This is a genomic window from Methylophaga sp. UBA2689, from assembly GCA_002354555.1.
GTDB lineage: Bacteria > Pseudomonadota > Gammaproteobacteria > Nitrosococcales > Methylophagaceae > Methylophaga.
On sequence record DELT01000106.1, the window covers coordinates 1 to 23,891 of the forward strand.

Genomic DNA, 23,891 nt, shown 5'->3' on the forward strand with positions numbered 1-23,891 from the left:
TTGCAGATAATCAGACTGTCATGATCACGTAATTGTGAAATAGCAATAATTAATTCGGCTTTACTGCCCGCTTCCAGACCATGATGATAACGACGACCATAATCGGCAATTTCTTCAATAACGTGGCATTGCTGATTTACCTTGATAGGGAATACGCCACGATAATCATTTTTGTAGCCCGCTGTTTTGATTGCCCGGGCAAAGGCTTCGTTCAATTGGGTAATACGCAGATCCAGCAGGTTTTCAATACGTAATACAGCGGGCATATCCAGGCCACGCTCTTTCATTCCATTAACAATATCGATTAATGGAACATGAATTGTCTTTTCACCAAATTGCAAACTGACGACCGCATTGCCATCGGCGGAAATATCAAAATAATCCGTCCCCCAATCACGCACACCATAAAGCTTACTGCTATGTTGCGCACTCCATTCTTCGGAGGCAACATCAGGTGAGTGTGTATCAAGGTTGGCATGGGTTTGTGTCATCAGTATGACCCCCTTTGGCTTCAGTTAAATCGCGGGATTGTCACTATTTTACGGATAAATTGCAAAAAAATTATGACAGTATCAATACGTAACGGATTGAATCATGGGCCTAGATAATTGGCTGCTCTTCCGGAGCGCTGGTATCAGTTGATGGATCCAGATTGGTATTGAACGCCTCAACACTGTCTGCAACTTCATCAGGACGGTTGAAACGCGCAATATGGAACAGCGCTTCACCCTCATTGACCAGAGGGATATTGGTTCTGCCGATGATGACACCACTACAGATTGCGAACACTTTGGTTTCCGATTTCTCATCACCATAAGGCGCCGCGACCATTCCCAGAATATCGCCTTTGGTCACATGGGCCCCCATGGGTACCAACATTCTGAAAATTCCGCTTTGTGGTGCTCTCACCCAACTGCTCGAACGCGCGACAAATGGTTCGACAGGTTTTAAATGTTTAGTACGGGATGCCGTCAACATGCCCAGCTTACGCATTACTGCCAATACGCCTCTGACACCAGCACGAATCGCCAGTTCATTAAACCGTAATGCTTCACCAGCCTCGTATACGATAACCGGCACATTGGCCTGCTGACAGGCATAACGCAAAGAACCTTCAATCAAGCCTGAATTTAAAATTACCGGGGCGTTAAAAGCTCTCGCCATTTCTTCGACTGCGGGATTCTCCAACGCTGCACGAATCTGTGGCAGGTTATCCCGGTGGATTGCAGCAGTATGTAAATCTACACCATGGGTACATTTATTCACCACCTCGCTCATAAACAGATTGGCGAGGCGTGCTGCCAGAGAACCTTCTTCAGAACCCGGAAAACAGCGATTTAAATCCCGGCGGTCCGGCAGATAACGTGTTTGATTTATGAAACCATATACGTTAACCACCGGGATGGTTATCAACGTCCCTTTAAGGCTTTTAAGCCGTTTACTTCGAACCAGCCGACGGATTATTTCCACGCCAACAATTTCATCGCCATGAACCGCACCAGAGACAAATAAAATAGGTCCTTCACGACGACCACGCATCACCTGCACCGGCATACTTAATGAGGTATGCATATACAAATCTGGCAGGGGTACATCAACTACTTTGTTCTGTCCGGGGCCAATTTTTTGCCCGGCAATAATCAACTCGTCAGGCATCAACCACGGCCTTTGGTTTTAGTCGTTCCCGAAACAGAATTCTTTTCAATAAAATCGATAATCAAACTGGCAATATCCTTACCGGTTGCTGACTCGATCCCTTCAAGCCCAGGCGACGAATTAACTTCCATCACTACAGGTCCATGATTGGACCGCAATAAATCCACACCACAGACATTCAGGCCCATGGTTTTGGCAGCTCTGACGGCTGTGGCCCGTTCTGCCGGTGTAATACGGATTAAATTGGCACTGCCGCCACGATGCAGATTGGAACGGAACTCGCCCTCTTTGCCCTGGCGTTTCATTGCGGCAACCACTTTCTCACCCACCACAAAACAGCGAATATCCGCACCGCCTGCTTCTTTAATAAATTCTTGAACCAGAATATTGGCTTTCATGCCCATAAAGGCTTCTATAACGCTCTCAGCCGCCCCGGCTGTCTCAGCAAGCACTACACCGATGCCCTGGGTACCTTCCAATAATTTAATCACCAGCGGAGCGCCACCAACCATCTTGATTAAATCATCAACATCATCTGGACGATGTGCAAACCCCGTTACCGGCAAACCAATACCGCGACGAGATAATAACTGCAGAGCGCGAAGTTTATCGCGTGAACGGCTGATAGCGACTGATTCATTCAGCGGATACACGTTCATCATTTCAAACTGGCGCAGTACAGCTGTACCGTAAAAAGTCACCGAAGCCCCGATCCGAGGGATCACCGCATCATAACCAGTCAGATTCTCACCCTTGTAATGCACTTCCGGTTTCATCGAGGTGATATTCATATAACAGCGCAACACATCCAGCACATCTACTTCATGACCTCGTGCCTCTGCTGCCTCGACCAGTCGGCGAGTTGAATACAACTTCGAATTACGGGACAAAATGGCTATTTTCATGCAGATTCTCCATCAAGCGCTTCATCTCTTGGCGCTTGGGTAGTGTCGTGGAATGCGGGGCTTGCTTGGTAGGACAATGCCGGATTAACCAATATATTACCAGTCGTCATGGCAGTACGTCCCAGTAACATTCGAAACAGCATGGTGTCACGATTGGTCAGGGTAATTTCAATCGGCCAGCTATGACCGCCAACGCTCAGTGGTGTCTCAATAACATAACGTTTTTCGGTGTGTCCACCCGAGTCAGTAACATTGCGTTCATCCTTAACCCGCGCCTCGCACCAGATTTCAGTCTCGGTATCCTGTTGATTGGGATGCACCCCAAATCTTACCCAAAGCTCACCATTCTTACCAACAGGCTCAACCGAAAATGCATGGATCGCCGAGGTTCTGGCCCCAGTATCCACCTTGGCTTTGATCTGATCGATGCCCAACTCGGGTAAGCTCAACCACTCTCGCCAACCAACGGTGATTATTTTTGAATGATTTTCCACGGGATCCCCCAATTAAGAGCTAATGGGGTAATTGAAAGCAATTTAGGAGTGTGTGTCAAAAAGGATTTTGGATATTACAGCTTAACGAAGTATTTTGAGTTGGTTATTAAATAGAACGAGAAAATTTGATTCTATTGAATTGTCAAAAACAAAAAAGCCCCGAACTATCGGGGCTTTTTTTTTGCTGTTTACAAGTTTTAGCACAAACCCGCTGCAACACACCCACCAGCTTTAGTCCATGTTACAGCTCCATTTGCCAAAACACCTTGCAACACATAAGTATCTGTATTAGGTACACCTGTGATAGATGGTACAGCAGTAATATTGGCTCCGTCAAAAGTAACACTAGCTACATTTGTACCACCCGCAGCACCAGTGATAGCAGACTGAACATCACCTGAAGAAGCAGGAACACATGATGCTAATGCTCCTTCTACTTGTGCACAGACTTCAACTGCTGTTTTAACACCAGAAGTTGCAAGCACAACTTCAGAGAATTTTGCTTTATTTGTGTATTGTTGATAAGCGGGCAAAGCGATTGCCGCCAAAATACCGATGATCGCGATTACGATCATTAACTCAATTAACGTGAAACCTTGTTGTGTTTTTTTCATATTTCTATCTCCGTAAGTAGACGACAAGCTTTGTGCTCGATATCAATGGAGCACTCTCTGTGCCAACTTATAATTATCTTAATAATCAATAACTTAAAACCATAACCTTTGTTTTCAATTTTCGTAAGTTACTAATCCACGTCAATTTGTGACGTTTTTTGTCAATTACTTGCTAAACAATCCTGATGTAGATCCTTTAAAACTTTATTTGCTGGGTAATAATCCAAACTTTTACGAATGGTCTGACAACGTCTATCAAGCTTTTCCAAAGAAAAATAACCATTGATGATGTCTTCAAAAAGTTTTAATTCTGGTTTTTTTTCCAGTTCTGATTCAAACCAATTAATAACCTGAACCAATTTTTCATCATCATTTCTTGCTATTGCATCGTGCAAGTGTGTACGCATAACAATTTGCTCTGAGTATGTTTTGTAATACAAATTGCTTAGCGCATGATTAAGGTTTTGAGGTTGCTGAGATTGTGACAAAAATTGATACAGCTGCTGTTGTGCCAGGGCGGTGTGTCCTAAAAAAAACACAGATATCGTTAAAATAAGAAGAGCTAATCCTCGAATTGATTTATTTGCTGCAAGACTAAGTGAATTTTGCTTAATCATGAGGTAATTATTGAGCAAAACAAACAGTAATGTCAGCCAAAGAAACCAGTGAAATGATGAAATATAAAAAGGGTGTTCCACCTGTGTATGAAAGGTGATCGGAAGTAACAAAGCAAGATAGGCAAGCAGTCGTTGATGTTTATATTTCGTTACAAACCACAACACACTGTACATCGCTATAAGGATGCCCAGCAAAGCCAATAATCCTCCTTCAATGGCCCATTGTAAAAGCTCATTATGTGGATGAGCTATATAACTTGGCATATTTGCCGTTGGATGTTGTTGATAAAAAGCAGAAGAAGCCAAACCAAATTTTTCCAGGAAACTCCCTATACCATGTCCTTTTATTGGTGCTTCAGTAAAAGCATCAAAAGAAATACGATAGATAGTCAGACGTTGATCTGAATATTGCGCTTCTACCATTTGGTAAGATTTATCAAATGTTTTATGTAACCCTTCTTTTGCTAACCAGCTGGCCACCATAATTAGCAATAAAGCAGAAACAATCGTTTTCCAGTTTTTACTGACTTGACTCCGATAGGCTATAAGTAACATTAGTAGTCCTAATACGCCTGATAACAGCCCGATTCTTGAACCTGTTGCCACCATCACATATGTCGCAATACTTATTGTGATTAGTAAAAAGACTTTTAAATAAAATCGCTTATAAGCAAACGGCCTTAAACAAAGATAAACTGAAATCAAGATGCCGGTCGTCAGGAAACTGGCCATTACATTGACCTGTTGAAAAACACCGGTAGCAGTCACTGTCGAGGTATGGGGGATCCAGTTCTGCAAAATCGGTAACTCAAATAACTGAATAACACCAACGAGACTTTGGATAAGGGTTGCCACAGTAATCAGCAACAAAATTCTGTCGGTATTTTTAAGTCGAAACTGAAACAGGCCAAACAGAAAAATCACCCCTAGCATCACATACACAATACGAAACAGCCAGGTAATTGGGTCCTGAACGCCAGCAAGTGCTGCAGCCAACAGAATTCCGACAGGCAAAGCCAGCAGACCTTTGTAATTTGCGGGAAGAATCAGCTTGTCCTGCCCACAGAAATACCAGACAGAATAGGCTATGACTAAGGTCGCGGCTGCCCATACCGTGATATTAAATGGCAGGTCAAAACCGGTACCACCAAGACTGGAGACTAGATAAAAGGGAGATACCAGAAAGAGTAATGCCAATAACCATTCAATTGGCTGCTGCGGCAATAACGGGTATTTTGAGAGATAACGCGACATAAGCTTCCCTGTTCCGGCGAATAAATAAAAAAAGATTATGTCGGCTGAGTGATCGAGTGGCAAGGCGCGTTGGATAGAAACAACGATTATTTCATATCCATTGGATTTATCCGCAGATGGTCGCAGATTAAAAGAATACAAACCACAGAGACACAGAGGGCACAGTTAAAAATATTGTAGGTCGGGTTAGCGTAGCGTAACCCGACATTAACAGTTTGTTGGGCTTCGCATGCTCAGCGCCAACCTACGGAATTTAACTGACCCCACCAACCTTATGATTTATGGGTTAATATTATGGCGCTAATAATCTGCGACCATCTGCGTAATCTGCGGATAAAAACTCTGTGCTCTCTGTGTCTCTGTGGTTATATCAACTACAAAGGCACACCAATCCGCTGAGCAACTTCTTCATAGGCTTCAATAACACCACCCAGCCCCTGACGGAAACGGTCTTTGTCGAGTTTTTTACGGGTTTCAGCATCCCATAAACGGCAACCATCCGGACTGAATTCATCACCAAGATAGACTTCGCCTTTGAACACACCAAATTCCAGTTTGTAATCCACCAGAATCATACCGGCATCGGCAAACAGTTTTTTCAGTACCTGATTCACTTCAAAAGTCAGTGCTTTCATCCGTTGAACCTGTTCATCAGTGGCCCAGCCAAAGGTGGCGATATGGTATTCATTAACCATGGGATCATGCAGGGCATCATTTTTCAGGAAAAACTCAAATACCGGCGGATTAAGCTCCATGCCATCCTCAACACCTAGCCGACGCACAAGACTGCCGGAAGCCACATTACGCACCACACATTCAACCGGGATCATGTTCATGTTCTTGACCAAAGCTTCATTGGCACTGAGCAGTTTTTCAAAATGCGTAGGAATACCTGCTGTAGCCAATTGCTCCATGATGAAGGCATTGAACTTGTTATTAATCTCACCTTTACGGCTTAACTGTTCAATACGTTCACCATCAAATGCCGATGTATCGTCCCGGAAACTGAGCACAACATAATCCTGGTCTTCGGTGGCAAAGACGCTTTTGGCTTTACCGGCATAAAGTTGCTGTAATTTTTGCATGGTTTTTCTCTTAGGCTTTTTTAAGTTCGCGCCAGTCAAATCCGGCATCCTGTTCAGCAATGCCAACCCAGTCTGGTGTGCAGTTCAGGGCATCGGCGAATAAAGGGCTGACCAATGCCGGGGAATTATTCTTTTCGCTGATATGCATGGCAACAATATGCTGCAAACGCGATGTATCAATTTTCGCAAGTAATTCGGCAGATTGCACGTTATTTAAGTGACCAAAACGTCCACCCACCCGCTGTTTCAAATATTCAGGATATCCACCCTGCTCCAGCATTGTCATATCATGGTTTGCTTCGAGAAGCAGTCCATCACATAACGTCAAAGCAGACTCAATTATTGGCGTGATAAAACCAACGTCGGTTAACAGCCCTAATCGAAAATCACCATTATGAAACACAAACTGGCTGGGTTCGCGCGCATCGTGCGGTACCGGAAACGGTGAGACTTCAATATCATTAACATTGAATTGCTCATGACAGCTGAACTCTTGAATATGCGGCATCACATCAATGGGTAAGCCTGCTGCTGTACCAGGTGTGGCATAAACCGGAATATTGAACTTCTGGGATAACACTCGTACGCCACCGATATGATCGGCATGCTCATGCGTCACCAGAATAGCAGTGAGATCCGAAGACGTCAGACCAACACGGCGCAGACGTTTTTCAGTTTCACGAGCAGAAAAACCACAATCCACCAGAATTGTGGTTTTCCCCTGTGAAATCAGTGTTGCATTGCCCCGGCTACCGCTGCCAAGTGATGCAAAACGCATTATTGAGTCAATTGTTCCTGAATCAGACCCAGTAAACGTTTTGCTGTTTCTGAAGAAGTACGAACCTGTTCAGAATCCAATACGGTTATTCGGGTATCTGAAGCATCTGAAATGAGTTTGATGTAGTAGTACTCTTCCGGAGCCACTTCATCGTCATCTTTCCAGAAAGCCATTCGACCAAAGAAGCCAGGCTCTTCTCTCTCAGCTTCGTTAAATGGATCCAGGTAACGCACGTAATATGTGCCACGTGAACGGTCACGATCTTCAACAGCAAAGCCGCGGCTATCCAACACCCGACCGACACGATCCCAAACGGTGGTGAATTCCTGCTCAACCAATAAGGCCTGTTGGCCTTCGGCTTCATCCAACAAAATTACCCGCGCTTCAGTTTGTTGTGCGGCTGAGCTTGGCAAAGAGGCTTCAGCACGTGCTTTATCCTGTTGATATAAACCACCAAGGTATTCAGCCAGCTGACGCAGCATAGCTTCATCTTTCTGATTGCTGCGATTGGTTTCATCTGTACCATTCACATAAACACGAGCCGAACGATTTACATCTCCGCGCTCCATTCGAACACGATAGGCATAGCCATCAACGTCAGGCTGAGTATCCATCAGACCAATACGCTGATCTTTACGATGAATATTCATATCGATATCAGCCCAGAAAGCTTCAATACGTTGCCATGTTTCATCCCGGTCTCCCGGCACTACCAAATGGCGATCATCACCCTCGCCCGATAAAGCAGGTTTGGATTCTGGAGTGATGTTATAACGCGCTGCTAAAGGATTGGTGCTGGCTTCTTCATATTCGGAATAGGTTGCTGAGCTTGGCTCATTGCCAGCTATTTGATCGTTGATTCGTGATGTGCTCAAGTCAGGTGGAATGTCCAACGGTGGCATTGTTTCTGCTTTGCGATACTTTTGAGTATTATCAGGAGCAACCTCATCCAGTGATGGCATTAGCCCACAACCTGAAATGCTTACTGCGACCAGCACACCACAGGCTTTCAACTTAAAACGATTTGTGTTCATTTAATTACATTCACTCACTTAGGGATTCAGAACACCGGCAGTGACCAGCGCCTCACGAACCGGTTGATGAAATTGTTCAGACAAAACTGTCATTGGTAAACGTATCCCCTCTGGTATAAGCCCCATTTCATGGAGAGCCCATTTAACCGGAATAGGATTGGATTCAGAAAATAACCGCTGATGCAGCAAAGATAATTTATCGTTAATTTCACGGGCATTATCAGCATCGCCATTCAATGCATATTCACACATCTGGCTCATCAAGGCAGGAGCCACATTGGCAGTCACTGAAATGACTCCACGACCGCCCGCCAGAATAAAATCAACGGTGTTGGCATCTTCGCCGGTATAAAGTTCGAAATTATCGTCGCACAAATCCTGAATTAACTTCACTCTTCTTACATCACCAGTCGCTTCTTTAATACCGATAATATTGCCGATTTTGGCCAGACGACCAATGGTTTCAGGTAATAAGTCACAAGCCGTGCGGCTGGGAACGTTATAGAGGATTTGCGGAATATCGACCGCTTCTGCAATCGCTTTGAAATGCAGATACAAACCTTCCTGAGTCGGTCGATTGTAATAAGGTGTAACCAACAGAACGGCCGCAACACCTAATTGTTTAGCGTAATGAGAGAGTTCAATGGCTTCTTCGGTAGAGTTGGCACCCGTACCGGCGATGACCGGAATTCGACCAGCAGCCTGCTCAACCACCTGACGAATCACATCTGTATGTTCGTCAATACTTAATGTAGCAGACTCACCTGTGGTGCCCACAGCCACAATGGCGCTACTGCCATTTTGAATATGAAAATCAACGAGCTTGCGCAGGCTTTCACCGTCTAACGAGCCATCTGCCCGCATGGGTGTTACCAGAGCTACCATACTGCCGCTGAACATATTCATCAGACTCCGCGAAAATAAACTGGCATGGTACTTTGCCAGCCAGTAGATGACAAGACCGGACTGCTTTGGGTAAGGTACTGCCAGCAGAATAATCACTAACGGAGAACGTTTAATGACCACAGTTAATTTACAGCAAACCGTACCGGATTTTGAATTGCCTTCCACTGGCGATAAAACCATCCGGCTTTCCGACTTACGTGGCAAGAATGTGCTTATCTATTTTTACCCCAAAGACAATACCCCAGGCTGCACATTGGAAGGTCAGAATTTCCGTGATCATATTGCGACGTTCAATGCTCACAACACACTGATATTTGGGATTTCCAGAGACAGCGTGCGTGTTCATGAAAACTTCAAGGAAAAACAGCAATTTCCCTTTGATTTACTCTCTGATGCTGATGAAACAGTCTGTAACTTGTTTGGTGTGATGCAGCTGAAGAAAAATTATGGTCGCGAATATATGGGGATTGTTCGTAGTACTTTTCTGATTGATACAGAAGGTAAGCTCATCAATGAATGGCGTAATGTCAAAGTAAAACAACATATTGATGAAGTGTTGGAAGCTGTCAAAAATCTATAATCTCAAACAAAAAAATATTGGTAATAAACTTTTAAAACAAGCATTTACTATACTCTTTTAAAGTGCACTAATAAAATCCGCTTTTGCCCTCTACCGCACTATCCCAGTGCGGTATTTTTTTGTCTTTAAAAATTAAGCCGTTGTTTTTATTTACCTTCGCATAATGGTTTAGATATTGCCTACTACTTTTGGAGTATTCCTAATGAGAGTGTAATTTCTATGTCTTTAAAAAGTCTGTCAATGAACTTAAGTGCTACCGAACGGCGCTGGCTTCCCTGGTTTGGCCAGACGGGAAAACTTGCCATGGGATGGAGCTGTTACCTCAATCAAGATACCTACGCCGAGGTGGAGCATACTTTCGAAGGTATCGCGGCGACCCGCGTCAAACTGCTGCAGCAATGGACCAACTCTCAATGGAATCAGCTCAATCTGCTTGCTGAACAATTACCCGCTTCCCTCAGTGATATTGATAGTACACCGCTTGAACAACGACTGAACTCTGCGAAAAATTTTTCCGAGTTATTTATTATTGATAACGCCGGCCGCGTCATCCAATCGACCTATACAGCGCATATTGGCCAGCATGATCTGCAAGCCAATGCCGTTGAGCAAGGTTTGAAACAACCTTTTTTGCATGGTCCCTATACCGATCCATTAACACTTAAGATTGGTCCATCAATTTCAAAATTTCATGATGAAGTAACATTAATGTTTTATCTGCCACTAATGAATGATGATCATGTAGTTGGTGCTTTATGTGGCCGTGTACCAAATGATGTTGTGGGGGATTTGATTCAACGCGAAGCGGGTCATGTTTATCCCGAATCCGGAGACAACTATATTTTTATGGTTGAATCCCGTTTTGATCCGATGATTCAGCAAGGAGTCGCACTATCCCGCTCGCGATTTGAAGATAACACCTTCTCCCATGGCGAAAATCTTAAGTCCGGAATAAACACTAAGTGGGGCGTGGTAAAAGTTAATCGGCATACTGAGTTCGAAATTCGTTTTACTGATCCGGCTACCAACCAATTGCATCCGGGCGTGCGAGAAACCATACGCAATGGCGAAAACCTGTTTGTTACTTACCCGGGTTATTCAGATTACCGGCATATTCCTGTAATCGGCAAAGGTGTAACTTTTCAACTAACAGGCTCCCCAGATCGTTGGGGAATGATGTGTGAAGGCGATCTGGAAGAAGTTTACCGTCGCCGGTCAGTGAATGTCAGCTTATTGAAGAGCTTTATCATAGGTATGACTTCCTTGGCAGGGGTGAACAGCGCTTTACACTATTTCACTTTGTTGCCTCAATTTGCTATCGACATGGTATCCATCTGCATGATTATTATCATTGCGTTAATCATGCGTAAGTTCAGTACCAAAAGACTTGCAGATCGAATGAATAAAATGACAAGGGTTATTCAGGAAATTGCCGAGGGTGAAGGTAATCTTCGTCAACGTTTGAATACTGAAACAATGGTGGCCGATGAAACAGGTGATATGGGTCGCTGGATTAACAGTTTTATCGACAATCTGGATGGCATCGTCGGACAGGTTATTTTTTCCAGCCAGGACGTGTATCAAACCAATAAATCCATGTTAGATACCAATCGTGAAGCCTATCAAGTTTCAGCGGAAGTTACCGATGCTATAAGTAAAATGCTCAATCTGCTGAAAGAGCAAATTGAAGATATCGGTGAGGCCAACCAAACTGCTGAAACGATGAAATTGGAAATGGAACGTGTCGTGGAAGACGCTCGGATTCAATTTGAAAGTGCCCGGAAAGGCACCCAGGAGATTCGTAACGTTGTTGAGAACACCGCTAATTCAGTCAAGTCGCTCAATGAGCGTACTACTGAAATAGGCAAAATCATCAACGTTATCACTGAAATCACCAATCAAACCAATATGCTGGCCTTAAATGCTGCTATTGAAGCGGCCCGTGCCGGTGAGCATGGCAGAGGGTTTTCAGTAGTCGCCGATGAAGTACGCAATCTTGCCTCACGCACAGCGAATTCTGCAGATGAAATTCAACGCATGATTGAAGGCATGCAACACGAAACACAGGAAGCCATGCGGTTTATGGAAGCTGGAGTAGAAAACGTCGATAGAAGCCTAAAAATGACTGAGCAGGCTTCTAATGATAATGGCGAGTTGCATATTCTGGTCGAACAGATGTTCTCCACTATCAAACAGCTGGCAAATAACAGTCATGTACATGGGGATACTGCACGACAGGTCGGCGTCTCTGCAGAGCAATTAAAATCTGCTGTCAGTGCTCTGCAGTCCCGCTCAACAATGGTGCGAAGTACGGCCCAGACGTTATCACAACTGGTTGGTGTATTTCAGGTCAGTCCCCGTTAAAGTTGTTCAGGCTGGTTTCAGATCGAAAGCGATGCAGATCCGATCCTCATCAGAGGTAAACGGAATCGTGCGATGAAATACTGATGATGGAAACATGACAATATCCCCAACTTCAGGTGCAATGGTTTTGCTGGGGAAGTTGTCATGTTGTTTGGGATAATCATCCCCATGGGTGCTGAGCTCAATACTGCCCTCATCGGGATGCGTTTTTTGCTTTGGAACCGCCAGGTACAATGCTCCGCTTACCCAACCTTCCTCATGAATATGTGAGGTTAAATGCCCGCCGGTCTTCATTTTGACATACCAGGAACTGGCAAACACGGTTTGCTTGGGAAAGCCTTTGGCAAAAATACCGCTTTCACCTTTGAGATTAACGCGATAATCATCTATGGCTCGAGCGACCAGTTTGGCAATTTGCTGAAAGCTGGCCTCAGAGCGTTTAAACAAATTTCCTGCAGACTGAACACCATGATGCAGGCGGCCCTGACTTTTTTCTTCAATATCGGCCTGTTCGATATCCGCCAGCAGTTGTTTGAGTAATTCGCTATCGCCTTTTAATTCCGGCACCTGCACATGACAAACCAGATCCAACGGATTTTTACAGAAATTATAGTCATTCACCGTGCCAAAGTTTTCGGCGTAATGGCCGGCTAGTGTCGCCAGAAATGGCGAACTGTGGCGGGCTTTTTTCAGTTGATCCAAGCCCTCTTTGAATTCCTCAAAGCGCTCGGTTTTATACAGGCAATATAAAGAACGTTCCTGCCAATCCGCGTACTGTGATTGTTGAAAATAACGTAAAGCCTGCGGCAAATCACCACTATCATAGAGATACACCGCCAGACTGTAATTTGCCAAAGGTAAACTGGGATCCAGCTCCAATGCGCGTTTGTAGGCAGCAACCGATTCGTCATAGCGTCCCTGATCACGCAAAACTTCACCGATATTACTGTGCACTTCGGCATAATCAGGTTTTAATTCCAGTGCCTGATTATAGGCAGCAATGGCATCGGCCAGTTTCCCCTGATTTTTAAGTGCCGTGCCAAGATTAAAATACAATTTGGCATCCTGTGAAATTGATAATGCACGCTGATAAACCGCTACCGACTCTTCCAAACGGCCTTGTTCCTGTAAACAGACCCCAAGGTTGGCAATGGCTTCCAGGAAATTTGGCTGTTGATCAATGGCTTTTTGATAATACTGACCAGCCTCTTCAAAACGGTTTTGTGATTGCAATGCATATCCCAGGTTATACAAGGCATCTGTCAATTCAGGTTTCAGTCTCAATACTTTTTTATAGCTGTTAATCGCTTCATCAATACGATTCAAATTGGTCAATAAAATACCCATGTTGAAGTAAATCTCGGGTACATTAGGGTCAATCTCAGTAGCTTTACGGAACACACTAACGGCATCTTTAAATTTATTTTGCGCTGCTAAGGCATTGCCATAAAGGTTTAATACCGGAAAAGAACGCGGATAGGATTTAAGCAATTTTTTTGCTGCCGATTCAGCAAAACCTACTTGCCCGGTGTTCAGGGCTTGAATAATGGGTTGTAAATCGGCCTGTCCCGGCATTGGGCTTGGCGTTGGGTGTTTCATAACTGAGATTCCACTAAATCAGGAGATATTTCCTGCAATTTACAGGACTAATTCCTATCAGTGCAAGATATCTTCCCAAAATTTTTATACCGAGCAAATTTAAGCCAGAATCTATTTATCTTTCGGGCCTAATAACCGAACCATAATCCCCTGATCAGGTCTGCTTAACAGTCAAAATAAGGAGTTATTACATTCATGGATACGATTACGCAGGCGTTACTTGGCAGCGCAGTGGCTTACAGCGTTGCAGGACGCAAAGCGCCCAGAGCTTCTGTTTTGTATGGTGCAGCGTTCGGCATCTTGCCAGACCTTGATGTATTCATCCAATATGCTAATGACTTGGACACCATGACCTTCCACCGTAGCTGGACCCATTCATGGATTGTGCACAGTTTGCTTGCACCGTTAGTGGCCTTGCTAATGAGTAAACTGGATAAGCGACTGAATTTTCGGCGATGGCTAGCTTTGATCTGGTTGGTGTGGATTACCCATAGCGGACTGGATGCGATGACCGTTTATGGAACGCAGCTATTCTGGCCTTTTATGCCACCACCTGCGTCGATTGGCAGTATATTTATTATCGACCCGCTCTACAGTCTGCCACTCGCTGCAGGCTTCCTCGGAATACTTCTGGCTGCCGGAAAACGGCTGAGCCATGCAGTCATGCTCGGGAGTCTTATCTTCAGCACAACTTACCTTGGCTGGAGTTATGCTGCTCAATACTGGATAACCCAACAAACAGAACAGGCATTACAAGACCAGCAGATTGATTATCAGCATATTAAAATCACTCCAGCACCTTTAAATACCCTGTTATGGCGCATTGTGGTGGTTGATGAAGATGTTTATTACGAAGGTTTTCGTTCGATATTTGACGGCGACACCGCGTTTTCATTTACTCAATTCGACCGCGGCATGGAACTGAAGAAACTTTTGCCCGAGCAAACCTATATCGAAAGAATAAACTGGTTTACTCAAGACAATTTCAAGCTTGGACAACTGGACAATATGCTTGTGGCTACGGATCTTCGCATGGGCATGGAACCCAATTATTTTTTCCGCTTTAAACTTGCTGACATTCAGGATGATGAAATTATTCCTATAGCCCCACAACAATTGGGCATGTCACGTAATGCCAAAGCGGGATTACTCTGGGTATGGCGGCGTATCTGGAATCCTTATGCAGAACCTATCATGGCGAGAGGCTCTGTAAATGGCTGAGATTGCGCACTGGCTACAGCTTGGTGGGTTATCTGCCCTTGGTAGATATTCAGCCCATTGCGTAAATGTCTGTCATTCCGAAGCGCAGATTTAATACCTTCTCCCGCCAGTTTTCGAATTAATGGCAAGGTAGCATTGGTTAGTGCCTGCGTTGAGGTTCGAGCAACTGCTCCCGGCATATTGGCGACACAGTAATGCACAATACCTTGTTCAATATAGGTTGGCTGTTCATGGGTAGTAGGATGTGATGAGGCAAAACATCCACCTTGATCAATTGACACATCCACCAGCACCGAACCGGTTCTCATCATGGCAAGATGATGTTGTTCAATAATTTTTGGCGCCGTCGCCCCAGGCACTAAAACGGCACCAATTATCATATCGGCACACTGCACCACCGTATCAATAGTCTCAGCATGGGCATAAAGCGTTTTCAATCGTGGTCCAAATTGCAGATCCAACTGTTGTAATCTGGATAAATTGTTATCCAGCACCGTGACATCTGCACCAAAACCCATCGCCATTCTGGCCGCATTGGTGCCCACTACCCCGCCACCCAAAATCACAATACTGGCAGGTGCAACTCCCGGCACACCTGCCGGTAAAATACCCAGGCCACCCTCATGAATTAATAAAGCTTGAGCCCCTGCCTGTATCGACATACGACCAGCCACTTCGCTCATGGGAGCCAGCAACGGTAAACCTCCCTGATCGTCGGTTACTGTTTCGTAAGCAATGCAGGTAGCACCGGTATCCTGTAACCCTGCGGTCAATTGACGGTCCGGAGCTAGATGCAGATAGGTAAATAAGCTATGCCGGTCAGTTAACTGCTGTATTTCAGTTGGTTGAGGTTCTTTGACTTTAATGATCAATTCCGCGTTGGTAAATACTGCTCTAGCATCTTCTGCGATTTGAGCTCCAGCTTGTTGATAATCTTCATCACTGAATCCAATAGCTGCTCCGGCTGCCCGTTGTACCCAAATTTGATGGCCACCTTTACAAAGCTCACGCACCCCAGCCGGGGTCAGTCCGACACGGTGTTCCTGAATTTTGATTTCCTTCAGCACCCCAATCTGCATCATCACTCCTCAACCTAAGGCCTTTTAAAGAAACGTTTAAACAACATTAGAACTGGATGGCAACGGAATTCTGATGGTCACCCGTAACCCGGATGTTCCATTAGCAATCTGCAACTCGCCCTTAAAACGCCGAACAATGGCGTCTACTATAGCCAGCCCAAGGCCGCTGCCATCACTATGATGGCCATGAACAAATCTTCGGGTCAGTTCAGAAAGCAATTTTTCCGAGACACCGGGCCCCTCATCTTCTACTGTCCAGCATAATTGATCTTCATCTAAATTAACTGAGAGGGTAACTACGCTATTCTCTGGCGCATGACGAATAGCATTTTCCAGCAAATTACGTAATGCGGCCGAAAGTAAGATTGCTGAAGCATGGATCTTTTCATCCACTCCATCATTACAACGCAACGTGACTTGGTGCTGTCTTGCCAGATGTTGCACATCACTCAATGCCATATTATTAATTTCAGCCACCGGCAAACGGGTGCTTTCAGCTAACTGGCCGTCCCCTTCTACCCTGGCGAGTAATAAAAGCTGATCCAATGTCCGTTGCAACCGGTCAGTGGCTTTTTCGGCCTGCACCAGGGCATGCATGGCCTTGCCCCCTTGCGTCAGTCTCGCGACCTGCAACTGGGTTTTAATTCCAGCTAATGGGGTACGTAATTCATGCGCCACATCACCGGTAAACCGACGTTCCCGTAGCAAAGACTGCTGCATCCGTTGCAACAGACGATTGATCTCATCCACCAGCGGGCGCACTTCGGCCGGTCGTTGTTCCCAGACTAACGAGGTAAGATCTTCGGTATTACGTCTGGCCATATTCTGAGTCAAGCTATGCAATGGTTTAAACCCTTGCAAAATACCAAACCAGACGACGGTCAAAGTGCCCGCCAGAATAAGGAAAAACGGTAGTCCAGCGGCAATCACCACCGAACGCATTAACGTATCTCTGGTTTCCAACCGTTCAGCAGTCGTAATGGTTAATCCACCCTGAGATAGATTAAACACCCGCCAGTGTTCTCCGTCCTGCGTACGGTTTTGGTAGCCCTGTTGAGTTGTGGTCATTGCGCTTTCGGGCGCGTCATGAGATACCGCAATAATATCTCCAGCAACACTGGACACCTTACATGCAAGTGTTGCAGGTAAATTGAGATCTTCAGCCGGATCAAATAAAGCATTGCGTTGACCGCCATTTACCAATGGATCCAAATCATATTGCGACATTAAAGACATCAGCATTTTGGCGGAAGCAGCAAGACGGTTATCCAGAGTATTCTGCATTTCCTTTTGCACACTCATCAGCAACCATGGAGCTAATAGCAGCCACATCAACAGCACCGCAATACCAATACGCCATAATAACTGCCAGCGTAAATAGTCTTTGGCTTTAGCCGGGCTCATTGACCGCTCCCAGTCGATACCCCATACCCCGAACCGTTTCTATCCAGTCATCCCCCAGTTTGCGACGTAAATTATGGATATGTACGGCTACAGCATTACTCTCAATGCCTTCGGCCCAGCCATAAAGTCGATCCTGCAACTGTGCAGCGGTAACCACACGACCGGGTTGTTGCAACAGGGTTTCCAATACTGTGATTTCGCGACGCGACAGGTTTAGAGGTTTATTATTCAAAGAAACTTGTAAGGTGGCGGGATCAAATTGCAGGCTACCATGCTGAATGGTCTGGGTGGCACGTCCGGCCGCACGACGGCTTAAAGAATGTAATCGGGCGGCAAGCTCAGTGAGGTCAAACGGCTTACTCATATAATCATCCGCTCCAGCCTGCAAGCCGCTGACGCGATCCGGCACGGCATCACGTGCCGTTAAAATTAATACCGGTAAATTATTTCCCCGTTCTCGCCAACGACTAAGCAAATGCATGCCATCTTCGTCGGGCAACCCCAGATCGAGAATAACAGCATCAAAACTGGCGGTTGCCATGGCCGTTTCAGCTCCACCGGCATTCATTACCCACTCGGCCTGAATGCCTAATGCAGTGAGACCGGCCTGTATGCCCTCACCCATTAATGCATCATCTTCCACAATCAATACATACATCGGTCAATACCCGAAATAAAAACGCTATGTTGGTTTAACTGAATTAAGATAACGTTAACATTGTCTTGATTCTTGTGCTGCAGCAAACACTGCTCTGGAACGCTATTCCAGCAGACGGAGTTATCAACTTCGTAAGCAATGCAAGATTTGTATCTCTGAGGGGATAACTCAAAAGCCACAGGCGATAAACGGGTGGAACTGTACGATAGCAGAACTCAATCTGGCCGTTGAGTTTGCAAACGTTTGATTGACCAAGTGTTATTTCTATTTACATGCATCCATTATCCGATCTGTTTCATCGACGACGGTTCGATAGCATTCACAGACACGCTTTTCCAAGCCTTCCCGGTCCAGCACGGTAATTCTGCCGCGAGAATAACGGATCAATCCTTCCCGCTGAAGTGCTCCAGCGGCCTCGGTCACGCCTTCCCGACGTACACCCAGCATATTAGCGATAAGTTCCTGGGTCATGTTCAGCTGATTATTAGGTAAACGATCGATATTTAATAACAGCCAACGGCATAACTGTTGATTGAGTGTGTGATGACGATTACAAACGGCGGTTTGTGAAATCTGCGCCATGAGTGCCTGTGCGTAACAAAGCAACAGATGCTGAAATTGTCCGTTTCGTGCAAATTCTTTCTTTAGGATATGTCCGGAAAGTCGATATGCATAGCCTGCACTTTGCACCACAGCCCAATTAGAGGAGACTTCGGTCCCCATAAACAATGGCACCCCGGCAATGCCTTCTTTTCCTATTAACCCCAGTTCGGTGGTCGCACCGTTATGCATCACATGTAGCAGTGACACAATCACGGAGGTCGGGAAATAGGCGTAATCGATTTGCTTGAAGGGAGTATAGATAGGTTCTTCAAGTGACATTTCTACTAAATGCAGATGTGGTGCTAATTGCATTCGTTCTGCTGCAGGTAACGCGGCTAATAGTTGGTTTTCAGTTGGGTCGTGCTTTAAGCTCATTATTTCGCCAAATTGATCATACTGAAAGGCGGTTTTTTTGAGCTTTTTGTAGCCACAACTTTTTATCGTTAGTGATTCAACTCAACAATCCTTTGGTCGTTATTAACGCATAAACAATTGTCGGTTGTTTGTACGGATCCGCACATAACTCGTGTATCAATCACACTACACTCATTTACTAAGGTTTATTGGTTTTTCTGATTTATCCGAAACCAATTGATCTCAAATTCTTATATAGCTACACCTCCCCCCACACTAAATAACACTCTTTGAAAGGACCATGCATGATTATTAGCCGAATCATCCTTTGTGAAACTTCTGTTTTATTTGGCAACACCACAATTAATGTTGATGAAACACAATTTTTTCCGGATTTTTATCAAGGAGGAGCTAAATGATGGGAACACTGAACAGACGAGCTACTGATAAACCGTTTATGGGCCAGGTTCCGCCCCAGGATAGTGTTGAGAACTTTGGCTTTGGGGATTTAAAAAATTTATGTGATGGTTTCCCTCTCGGAATAGTCTTATGTGATGATGAAAATCGTTGTCTCTATTCAAACCGGGCATTCCAGAAAATTATAGACTGTGATGCCGAAGAAATTCTGGGCCATAACTGGCGACATAGTATCCATGAAGAAGACCGGCAGGAACTGGACGGCAGCTGGATATCATCTATAGTGAATCGGACATTTCTGCAGCAGGATGTTCGCTTGATCCGTGCTGATGATAAGGTTATCTGGGTGCGAATTCGTGCCATGATAATGGAGGATCCGAGCAAACATTCCTTTAGTAGCAGTTTGCTTATGTTTGAAGACCTTTCGAAGAAGCAGGCCATGCAAACATCTTTAGCGGAGATGGAAAAAACTTTGCTCGAAGAAAAGCAACGCTGCAGTATTACATTGGATCATATCGGTGATGGGGTCATTACCACAGACCTGGATGGCAATGTTGTGACCATCAATATTGAAGCCGAACAATTAACAGTATGGGATCGCCAGGAAGCTATTGGTAAACCCGCATCTGCGGTGTTTAATGTAATTGACAGTGAAACACGGGAAAAAACCAATCCCGCCATCATCGCCATCAATGAAAATCGTTGTGTGACCCTGTCTATGGGGAGTGTGTTAATCACTCACGATGGTAATGAAATTGAAATTGAAGACTCGGCTTTCCCGCTACATAATCAGCAGGATGAAATGATTGGTGCCGCGATTATATTTCACCATATTTCCAAATCATCGACGGTGATGGAAAAAACCAGCCGGTTAGCCTGGTATGACCATCTGACCGGTTTGCCTAACCTTGCCATGTTCAACGAATGCATATCGCAATCGATCAGCATGGCACAAAGGCATTCCAAACGTGTTGCATTGCTGTTTCTTGATATGGATGATTTCAAAGCGGTCAACGATACGTTCGGTCATATGTTTGGCGATAAAATACTGCAATCTGTCGCGGTCCGGCTAACAGATTGTGTCCGCACTTCAGACACTGTGTGTCGCCGTAGTGGTGACGAATTTTTGATCTTGCTCGGTGAAATAGAACACGCTGATGACGCTATCCTTGTTGCACAGGAAATACTCAAATCCATAGCAATGCCCCATAAGGTCCAGGGTCAGACGTTATCTATCGCTGCCAGTATTGGTATTAGTGTTTTTCCGGAAGATGCCCAGAATGTCACGTCGTTGATGAAATCTGCCGATACCGCCATGTATACGGCCAAACAAAGTGGGCCGAATCGTTATTATTGTTCCGGATCACTCTCTTCTTGAGAAGTCAGAATATAATACGCCAATATTGATTGAGCCCTGCAATAGCCTGTGATTTATATAATATTCTAAGTTAAACCCAGCCAATAAATTCAAAAAAAGGCCCCGTCATCACTGACGGGGCTTTTGCTATTTTCTGTGCTGTTTCTGGTAATTAATTTTTACCAACCTGACTACCAATCATCACCTACCGCTTTTTTAGTTTTTAAAAATCTATTAATTAGCTGACTGACAGTAAATCCATCCACTTTGTCGTATAACTCGGGCTTTTATGCTCCTGTTTCATTTTCCAAGGCCGTTTAAATCCCTGATTGGCCAGTTGCAATGTGTCTCTGCCCATCGTGTTATTAATCACATCCATCACCGTCATCAACTTTGCGGATTCAGGCTCCTGATTCGGAGCAAACAAGTCCTGCTGCTGCCCACTTTTCGGTTGCAGTTCGGTGAGCATAATGCCGGCTTTGGCATAGTTAAATCCGGGTTGATACATTTTTTTCAATGCACTCAGCGCATGTTTGACCAATACACGCGTGTCATCAGAGGCCATCGGCAACGCTACCATCAGACTATTGCCATAAAAAGCGTCCCCGCTGCGATAAGGACTGCAACGGATATACACCTGAATCATCCGCGCCACCGAGTACTGTCGACGCAGTTTTACAGCCGCACGACTGGTATACAGACTGATGGATTCTGCCAGACTGTTCATATCCGTCACTGGAATGCCAAAACTTCTCGAACTCAAGATCTGCTTTTTGTCACTGATGGCATATTCCAGCTCCAGACAACTGATACCATTAAGTTCACGTACGGTTTTTTCCATCACTACACTGTATTGACGACGCAGTGTTTCAGCATTGGCCTGTTTTAAATCCAAAACGCTGTGAATACCCTGTGCTTTTAACTTTACGGCCAGTTTGCGACCAACGCCCCACACTTCACCGACATCCAACTCCGCCAGCAAACGGTTAAGCTGGCTTGGACTCAGCTGATTAAAATCACAGACCCCATCAAATTCAGCCCGTTTTTTAGCACAGTGATTCGCCAGTTTCGCCAGGGTTTTACTGGCACCGATGCCAACACTGACCGGAAGTCCTGTCCATTTGGCCACCCGATGAAGGATCTGTTGACCGTATTGCAACAAATCAAGATGCTGGAAGCCGGTGAGATCCAGAAAACATTCATCTATTGAATAGACTTCCTGATCGGGCGAAAACTGATTAAGAATACGCATCACCCGATTGCTCATATCCGCATACAACGCATAGTTGGATGATAACGCGATGATCTGCTGCTCATTCGCTATTTGCTGAAACTTGAACCACGGTGCTCCCATCGGAATATGCAGTTTGGCCTCATTGCTTCTCGCCACTGCACAGCCATCATTATTGCTGAGCACCACCACCGGCTTACCGGCTAGTTTTGGATTGAATACCCGCTCGCAGGACACATAGAAATTGTTTACATCAATCAGTGCGATACTACGTGACATGTTATTTAAAACGCCGAAACGAACCGGTCACCACACCCCATATTTCAAACTGCATACCATCCTTGATTTCAATCGGCTTATATTCGCCTGACTGATTGGATGGGAGTAATCGTGGGCCACCCTGCTGGGTTTTAGCGAGCAACTTGATGGTAAATTCGCCATCGACTACCGCCAGCACAATATCGCCGATACTGGCATTTTTGGCACGGTCTACCACCGCTTTGTCGCCCGGCAATAAACCACTATCAATCATCGAATAGCCTTGAATGGTGACAAAAAATGTCGCTTCTTCGTCATCAATCAGAAATTCATTGGGATCCAGCCGTTTTTCGACATGTTCATCTGCAGGCGAAGGAAAACCCGCTGCCACTTTGGAACTGAATAATGGCCAGCTACGTTTAGCGGGTGCAACGAGTGGACGTTCAAATACCATTGGCTGGTCGTGCAATGGAGAAGATTGCCTGCGTCGATAAGCTGCCAGAAAATCAGTGATCGCAGGCTTTTGACTCTTAGGAATCCGCATCACAGTCGTCGGTTCTTTGATCACAGAGCCTTTTTTACGTCCGGCACCGACGCGCCGACCACCATGCGTATTTGAGCGAGTTGTCATAAATCACTTGATTAATTGAAACAGTTAATCAAGTGTACGAATCGCTTCCCTATCACGCAAGGAAAAATTCACTATCCCGTGATAAAAAATTAACTACCAAACAACAGCACGCTCCAGATAAGGGCAATCAATACAAGAATAAAAACCGACGCACCGATTTTGTGTTCTTCAAACATTTTTTGTGCCTGATTACCAAACAGACACACCAACAGACCCAGACCGAAATAACGCAGACCACGAGAAATGGCGGTCGCCAGCATATACAGGAAAAATGAATAGCCCGTCACACCCGCAGCCAACATGGCAATCTGAAATGGAATCGGCGTAACTCCGACAGTCAATACATACCAGAAACCGTGTAAATGAATTTGTTGCCGAATAGTTTCAAACTGCTCGGGCGTCGACAGCAGAGCAATCATTTGCTCGCCGATCAGGCCAAACACAAAGTAGCCAATCACATACCCCAGCGCCGCACCAAGGATACAGCCCAGTAACGCCATGCCACTAATAGCCCAGAGCAGCTTCCGGCGGGCCTGCATCAGTGGAATCAAAATAGTTTCCAGTGGGATGGGGACGATCAGTGACTCCATAAAAGAAGCGAAAGCGACACCCCACAACATATGTTTTGAGTGCACTAAACGAGAGCCCAATTGCTTGAATCTATTCAAACTGATTTATTTCCTTATTTAAGGTCAGTATGCTCAACGCAAGAACATACAAAACAAGTAATATCCAAATAACAAGCCGCTATCCTCATTGAAAACACTGCAGCTGTAAATAACCTGTGTTGAT

General features: G+C 45.1%; 21 protein-coding genes and 1 pseudogene. 4 read left to right on the plus strand and 18 right to left on the minus strand.

Annotation, left to right across the window (positions count from 1 at the left end):
* From B3M51_RS13640 to dapA, 10 genes and pseudogenes are all read right to left on the minus strand, one after another.
* Positions 1-491: pseudogene (locus B3M51_RS13640) on the minus strand (arginine decarboxylase); the annotation flags it as partial.
* Positions 492-600: 109 nt separating this feature from the next.
* A complete protein-coding gene (locus B3M51_RS13645) occupies positions 601-1,656 on the minus strand; it encodes a succinylglutamate desuccinylase/aspartoacylase family protein (protein ID WP_292482288.1) in 1,056 nt (351 codons plus the stop codon).
* The gene (rimK, locus tag B3M51_RS13650; RefSeq protein ID WP_014706795.1) at positions 1,656-2,561 is read right to left on the minus strand and encodes a 30S ribosomal protein S6--L-glutamate ligase; all 906 of its coding nucleotides are present in this window, start codon (positions 2,559-2,561) and stop codon (positions 1,656-1,658) included. The genes B3M51_RS13645 and rimK overlap by 1 nt, the downstream gene beginning before the upstream one ends.
* The gene (locus tag B3M51_RS13655) at positions 2,558-3,055 is read right to left on the minus strand and encodes an ATP-dependent zinc protease (RefSeq protein WP_292759934.1); all 498 of its coding nucleotides are present in this window, start codon (positions 3,053-3,055) and stop codon (positions 2,558-2,560) included. Before B3M51_RS13655 ends, rimK begins: the two co-directional genes overlap by 4 nt.
* Before the next feature lie 197 nt (positions 3,056-3,252).
* Positions 3,253-3,669: a pilin gene (locus tag B3M51_RS13660; RefSeq protein ID WP_292759936.1), complete on the minus strand. Its 417-nt coding sequence runs from the start codon at positions 3,667-3,669 to the stop codon at positions 3,253-3,255.
* A gap of 161 nt (positions 3,670-3,830) precedes the next feature.
* Positions 3,831-5,282, minus strand: a complete 1,452-nt coding sequence (locus B3M51_RS13665; protein WP_292759938.1) for a PglL family O-oligosaccharyltransferase — start codon at positions 5,280-5,282, stop codon at positions 3,831-3,833.
* A 632-nt stretch (positions 5,283-5,914) separates the two neighbouring features.
* Entirely contained in the window at positions 5,915-6,625 is a 711-nt protein-coding gene (gene purC, locus B3M51_RS13670; RefSeq protein WP_292759940.1) for a phosphoribosylaminoimidazolesuccinocarboxamide synthase, read from the minus strand.
* 10 nt (positions 6,626-6,635) lie between these two features.
* Positions 6,636-7,403, minus strand: coding sequence for an MBL fold metallo-hydrolase (locus B3M51_RS13675; RefSeq protein ID WP_292759942.1), 768 nt, complete (start codon positions 7,401-7,403; stop codon positions 6,636-6,638).
* The gene (bamC, locus tag B3M51_RS13680; RefSeq protein ID WP_292759944.1) at positions 7,403-8,437 is read right to left on the minus strand and encodes an outer membrane protein assembly factor BamC; all 1,035 of its coding nucleotides are present in this window, start codon (positions 8,435-8,437) and stop codon (positions 7,403-7,405) included. Before bamC ends, B3M51_RS13675 begins: the two co-directional genes overlap by 1 nt.
* An 18-nt stretch (positions 8,438-8,455) precedes the next feature.
* Positions 8,456-9,337, minus strand: coding sequence for a 4-hydroxy-tetrahydrodipicolinate synthase (gene dapA, locus B3M51_RS13685; RefSeq protein WP_014706788.1), 882 nt, complete (start codon positions 9,335-9,337; stop codon positions 8,456-8,458).
* A 118-nt stretch (positions 9,338-9,455) separates the two neighbouring features.
* On the opposite strand from dapA, the gene bcp reads away from it, so the two are divergent.
* On the plus strand, positions 9,456-9,923 hold the full coding sequence (bcp, locus tag B3M51_RS13690) for a thioredoxin-dependent thiol peroxidase (RefSeq protein ID WP_292759946.1): 468 nt from the start codon (positions 9,456-9,458) through the stop codon (positions 9,921-9,923).
* A 219-nt stretch (positions 9,924-10,142) separates the two neighbouring features.
* Positions 10,143-12,287, plus strand: coding sequence for a methyl-accepting chemotaxis protein (locus B3M51_RS13695; RefSeq protein ID WP_292759948.1), 2,145 nt, complete (start codon positions 10,143-10,145; stop codon positions 12,285-12,287).
* Between the two features lie 6 nt (positions 12,288-12,293).
* On the opposite strand, the gene B3M51_RS13700 is transcribed toward B3M51_RS13695, so the two are convergent.
* The gene (locus B3M51_RS13700; protein ID WP_292759950.1) at positions 12,294-13,886 is read right to left on the minus strand and encodes a tetratricopeptide repeat protein; all 1,593 of its coding nucleotides are present in this window, start codon (positions 13,884-13,886) and stop codon (positions 12,294-12,296) included.
* A 195-nt stretch (positions 13,887-14,081) separates the two neighbouring features.
* Here B3M51_RS13700 and B3M51_RS13705 point away from each other — a divergent pair, with 195 nt between their 5' ends.
* Complete coding sequence (locus B3M51_RS13705) at positions 14,082-15,107, plus strand: metal-dependent hydrolase (RefSeq protein ID WP_292759952.1); 1,026 nt, start codon at positions 14,082-14,084, stop codon at positions 15,105-15,107.
* On the opposite strand, the gene ald is transcribed toward B3M51_RS13705, so the two are convergent.
* The 4 genes from ald to B3M51_RS13725 all read right to left on the minus strand — a co-directional run bounded on the left by ald (position 15,065) and on the right by B3M51_RS13725 (position 19,226).
* On the minus strand, positions 15,065-16,186 hold the full coding sequence (gene ald / locus B3M51_RS13710) for an alanine dehydrogenase (protein WP_414673458.1): 1,122 nt from the start codon (positions 16,184-16,186) through the stop codon (positions 15,065-15,067). The genes B3M51_RS13705 and ald overlap by 43 nt on opposite strands.
* Positions 16,187-16,222: 36 nt before the next feature.
* Entirely contained in the window at positions 16,223-17,590 is a 1,368-nt protein-coding gene (locus B3M51_RS13715) for an ATP-binding protein (RefSeq protein WP_292759956.1), read from the minus strand.
* Positions 17,577-18,248, minus strand: a complete 672-nt coding sequence (locus tag B3M51_RS13720) for a response regulator (protein ID WP_292759958.1) — start codon at positions 18,246-18,248, stop codon at positions 17,577-17,579. The genes B3M51_RS13715 and B3M51_RS13720 overlap by 14 nt, the downstream gene beginning before the upstream one ends.
* A gap of 264 nt (positions 18,249-18,512) precedes the next feature.
* On the minus strand, positions 18,513-19,226 hold the full coding sequence (locus tag B3M51_RS13725) for a Crp/Fnr family transcriptional regulator (protein ID WP_292759960.1): 714 nt from the start codon (positions 19,224-19,226) through the stop codon (positions 18,513-18,515).
* A 394-nt stretch (positions 19,227-19,620) separates the two neighbouring features.
* On the opposite strand from B3M51_RS13725, the gene B3M51_RS13730 reads away from it, so the two are divergent.
* Complete coding sequence (locus B3M51_RS13730; RefSeq protein WP_292759962.1) at positions 19,621-21,000, plus strand: diguanylate cyclase domain-containing protein; 1,380 nt, start codon at positions 19,621-19,623, stop codon at positions 20,998-21,000.
* A 217-nt stretch (positions 21,001-21,217) separates the two neighbouring features.
* Here the strand turns inward: B3M51_RS13730 and B3M51_RS13735 are convergent, their stop codons facing one another.
* The 3 genes from B3M51_RS13735 to B3M51_RS13745 form a co-directional block, all read right to left on the minus strand.
* Complete coding sequence (locus tag B3M51_RS13735) at positions 21,218-22,489, minus strand: Y-family DNA polymerase (RefSeq protein WP_292759965.1); 1,272 nt, start codon at positions 22,487-22,489, stop codon at positions 21,218-21,220.
* Position 22,490: 1 nt separating this feature from the next.
* Entirely contained in the window at positions 22,491-23,099 is a 609-nt protein-coding gene (locus B3M51_RS13740; RefSeq protein WP_292759967.1) for a LexA family protein, read from the minus strand.
* Between the two features lie 89 nt (positions 23,100-23,188).
* A complete protein-coding gene (locus tag B3M51_RS13745) occupies positions 23,189-23,767 on the minus strand; it encodes a YqaA family protein (RefSeq protein WP_292759969.1) in 579 nt (192 codons plus the stop codon).
* Positions 23,768-23,891: the final 124 nt, after the last annotated feature.

Excerpts from the sequence above, each read along its gene's own strand:
- B3M51_RS13740 (WP_292759967.1), bottom strand. The coding sequence starts at position 23,099 with ATGACAACTCGCTCAAATACGCATGGTGGTCGGCGCGTCGGTGCCGGA.
- bamC (WP_292759944.1), bottom strand. The coding sequence starts at position 8,437 with ATGAACACAAATCGTTTTAAGTTGAAAGCCTGTGGTGTGCTGGTCGCA.
- B3M51_RS13715 (WP_292759956.1), bottom strand. The coding sequence starts at position 17,590 with ATGAGCCCGGCTAAAGCCAAAGACTATTTACGCTGGCAGTTATTATGG.
- B3M51_RS13735 (WP_292759965.1), bottom strand. The coding sequence starts at position 22,489 with ATGTCACGTAGTATCGCACTGATTGATGTAAACAATTTCTATGTGTCC.
- ald (WP_414673458.1), bottom strand. The coding sequence starts at position 16,186 with ATGCAGATTGGGGTGCTGAAGGAAATCAAAATTCAGGAACACCGTGTC.
- purC (WP_292759940.1), bottom strand. The coding sequence starts at position 6,625 with ATGCAAAAATTACAGCAACTTTATGCCGGTAAAGCCAAAAGCGTCTTT.
- dapA (WP_014706788.1), bottom strand. The coding sequence starts at position 9,337 with ATGTTCAGCGGCAGTATGGTAGCTCTGGTAACACCCATGCGGGCAGAT.
- B3M51_RS13705 (WP_292759952.1), top strand. The coding sequence starts at position 14,082 with ATGGATACGATTACGCAGGCGTTACTTGGCAGCGCAGTGGCTTACAGC.
- B3M51_RS13730 (WP_292759962.1), top strand. The coding sequence starts at position 19,621 with ATGATGGGAACACTGAACAGACGAGCTACTGATAAACCGTTTATGGGC.
- rimK (WP_014706795.1), bottom strand. The coding sequence starts at position 2,561 with ATGAAAATAGCCATTTTGTCCCGTAATTCGAAGTTGTATTCAACTCGC.
- B3M51_RS13645 (WP_292482288.1), bottom strand. The coding sequence starts at position 1,656 with ATGCCTGACGAGTTGATTATTGCCGGGCAAAAAATTGGCCCCGGACAG.
- B3M51_RS13675 (WP_292759942.1), bottom strand. The coding sequence starts at position 7,403 with ATGCGTTTTGCATCACTTGGCAGCGGTAGCCGGGGCAATGCAACACTG.
- bcp (WP_292759946.1), top strand. The coding sequence starts at position 9,456 with ATGACCACAGTTAATTTACAGCAAACCGTACCGGATTTTGAATTGCCT.
- B3M51_RS13660 (WP_292759936.1), bottom strand. The coding sequence starts at position 3,669 with ATGAAAAAAACACAACAAGGTTTCACGTTAATTGAGTTAATGATCGTA.
- B3M51_RS13700 (WP_292759950.1), bottom strand. The coding sequence starts at position 13,886 with ATGAAACACCCAACGCCAAGCCCAATGCCGGGACAGGCCGATTTACAA.
- B3M51_RS13720 (WP_292759958.1), bottom strand. The coding sequence starts at position 18,248 with ATGTATGTATTGATTGTGGAAGATGATGCATTAATGGGTGAGGGCATA.
- B3M51_RS13725 (WP_292759960.1), bottom strand. The coding sequence starts at position 19,226 with ATGAGCTTAAAGCACGACCCAACTGAAAACCAACTATTAGCCGCGTTA.
- B3M51_RS13695 (WP_292759948.1), top strand. The coding sequence starts at position 10,143 with ATGTCTTTAAAAAGTCTGTCAATGAACTTAAGTGCTACCGAACGGCGC.